Annotated in this window: 3 protein-coding genes; 1 reads left to right on the forward strand and 2 read right to left on the reverse strand. The window is 37.0% G+C overall.

The window, feature by feature from the left end:
* A partial coding sequence (locus tag AC4MRQ_RS25395) for a protein-disulfide reductase DsbD domain-containing protein (RefSeq protein WP_491200537.1) occupies positions 1 to 436 on the forward strand: 436 nt, incomplete at its 5' end.
* 115 nt (positions 437 to 551) lie between these two features.
* Here the strand turns inward: AC4MRQ_RS25395 and AC4MRQ_RS25400 are convergent.
* On the reverse strand, positions 552 to 1,310 hold the full coding sequence (locus AC4MRQ_RS25400) for an energy transducer TonB (protein ID WP_491200538.1): 759 nt from the start codon (positions 1,308 to 1,310) through the stop codon (positions 552 to 554).
* 233 nt (positions 1,311 to 1,543) lie between these two features.
* A partial coding sequence (locus AC4MRQ_RS25405; RefSeq protein ID WP_491200539.1) for a tetratricopeptide repeat protein occupies positions 1,544 to 3,112 on the reverse strand: 1,569 nt, incomplete at its 5' end.

The raw sequence follows: 3,112 nt of genomic DNA on the forward strand, positions 1-3,112 counted from the left end.
ATTAATGATTCTCCTGGTATTTGGAGCTATTGGTATAAGTGCTCAGGTTAAGGAGCCGGTAAAATGGAAATTTGAAATTAAGGAAGTAAATAAGTTTGAAGTGCAGGTAATAGCACATGCAAGCATCGAAGATGGATGGAAGACTTATGGTGTAAATGTTCCTGAAGGTGGTCCGGTCGGAACTGAGTTTACTTTCGAAAATATGGTAAATGCCAAGGAAATTAAAAAACCGGTGGAAGTTACAAAACCAACGGTTAAGCACGATGAGGTTTTTGATATGGAAGTGCCTTATTTCAAGCACGAAGCGACTTTATCACACAATGTGCGTATTACAAGCCGTCCAGCTAAGGTAAAAGGGTATTTGACATTTATGTGTTGCGATAACGAAACATGTTTACCTCCAACAGATGTTGAATTCGAATTTGAGGTTAAGTAATGAATAATGAGTTTTGATCATAAAAAAACCGGCATTGCCGGTTTTTTTATGAAATTAATCATGACCTAAGTAAGGTTTGAATCTATTAATGTCTAATTTGATAATACTAATAACATCACTTAAAGGAGATAACAGCCAGATTATTATACTCTTTAAGTTTTTGTTCGTCAGCTCTCATACTTAATAATTCCCGCCTCAGTTCAAGCATTTCAATCATTTGTTCGTCCATTCTAAGTTGTTCATAGTTTTTAGCTTTCCAAAATGCTAATGATGGATCGTTGGGCAAATAAACCATGGCATCATTTAACTGTGCTAATGAATGCTTATACATCCGATGAGCTTTACGTTCTTGTTTGTTCTTTTCAATGAGCTTGTTGTTTTCAAAATTCTGACCTTTTGTAAAGTGTTTAATAGCTGTGTAGTAATGGTTACGCACAATTTCTTCGAATGGAGCATTGTCTGGATTATCAAATCTAACATAGATGCGCTTTTCCATTGCACTGGGGCGACCATTAACTTCGCCTGGTTGCCACATGCCCTCAGAATCTTTAATGCAGTCAATTACAGACTGATCTAAGTCAAAACTCACGCCGTTAACTACAACAAAGTTAGTTAAGGAACCATCCTTGTTGACGGTAAACTCTATTGCAACCGTACCTTCAGTTAAACTTCCATTTATGCGTTTGTCATTTGGTAGATTTTTCTGAAGAAAACAGCAAATTGGAGATGTTTCTACCACTGGTTCGTTAACCACTTCACCAACAAATTTAGGGGGGACAACCTGCTGATCATCTAGCATAAAGGTTTTTTTATTCTGAGCCATTAGACCAAGAACTAAAAAACACATTCCGATAATTACTGACATCTTTTTCATTGCTTACAGATTTAAATGAATAATTTGTGATGTAATACAGAACCCTTTTAACTGCACCAATCAAAAGCCAAATTACCACACATCAAGAGCAGTTATATAGAAGCAATGTTGCATTGTAAATTAGATATTGGGTAAGAAATGTCGCATCGATAAACAGATGTTGCAAAATGTGTAACTAAGTTATCCGAGTGTGAAATTGTTGCAGAAGGGGCCAATTTTATTGAACAACCAAATTAATTTGGTAAGACGGGTAGGTTCATTTTCTGAAGCAAATATGCAAAACGCTTGTCGTCTCGAAATTCATCAGGATAGGGATAAAAATTAAGATAGGTAATTGGGTACATTTTTTTATCCACAGCTTCATTTAAGTATTGAAAAGCTTGCTCTGTTTTTCCCAGGTGTGCGGCAAGCATACCCATATAGCATGGGTTAATTATTTCGTTTTTTGCCTTTTCTTCATACTCAAGCCATATCAATAATGCCTTTTCACTTTCACCACTTCTTACATAACAATTGGTAAGATGTGTATCCCAATAAATCCCTTTTGGAAGTCGTTCGTGGTATTCAATAGCCTGTTGATATTGCTTTTGGTGCAGACTGCACCAGCCTAAAATAAGGTTACCATAGGCTGCATCTGCCTTTAAATCAAGAGCACGTCTGGCACAGATTTCAGCTTTATCAAATTCCAGAGTTTTGCAATATATCAACCCTAACCAGGTGTGATAAGCAGGAAAAACAGGCTCCAAAAGAGTTGCTTTTTCTGCATAATAAACAGCTTTTTCCATATCGTTGAATAAAACATGATACCATGCATAATGAGCATTAGAGATGGCACTGTTTGGGTTGATTGATAAAGCATTTTCAAAACTTAATTTTGCCTGGGGCCAGTTCCAGTCGTGATATAAACTAAGTATTGAAAGGGCCATATAAGGTTCATCCATTGTTGGATCTAGTTTAATGGCTTTATTGGCAGCTCTGACAGCCCTGTTGAAAGATGTTTCACTGTTGAGTTGTCCATGTCCTAAAATTGCGTAACCCAAAGCGATTCCAGCATAGGCAAAGGGATCGCCAGGATCGATATCAATTGCATGTTGCAACTGTTGAATACCACTGTCAAAAGCATCTTTTGTACCTTGATGTAATAAGTGCATTCCCCTTAAATAAGCTTTATAAACTTTAGGATTAACAGCGCGGGCATCATTTATTTTTTTCAGTTCTTTTTTTGAAACCTTAGCGTGAACGCTTTTAGCAGCATCCTTTGCCACATCTGATTGAATGTGAAGAATATTATCAATTTTATCATGATAGTCAGCTGCCATCACGTGGCGTTCATTTGGTTGGGCTTTGATAACCTGAATAATCAAATGAATACTGTCGCCAACCGAAAGAATCGATCCTTCAATGATATTAGCTACTCCAAGGTCTTTGGCAATGTCTGAAAGTAGCATTTCGCTTTCCTTGTAGCGTAGGGTTGATTTTCGTGAGATGACTCTGAGTGAAGATATTCTTCCCAATTCACCAATTAGAGCATCATGAATACCGTCAATAATATAATCATTGGCATGATTACCCGTGAGATTTGAAAGGGGCAAAACGGCTATAGACCGTGATTTGCCTGGAGGGCTTATAACAGTATATTGTATCAGGATCAATCCAAGCAGGATAATAGCCGTTGCAATAATTGTGTTTGAATACTGTCTGGTCCAGTGAACTTTCCTTTTTCCAGCAAGATTTAATTCAATATTTTCGGACTGAGCCGATCGTCTAAGATCTCCAGGAGATATATTATAATATTGTTTAAA

This window comes from Carboxylicivirga sp. (assembly GCF_982718395.1).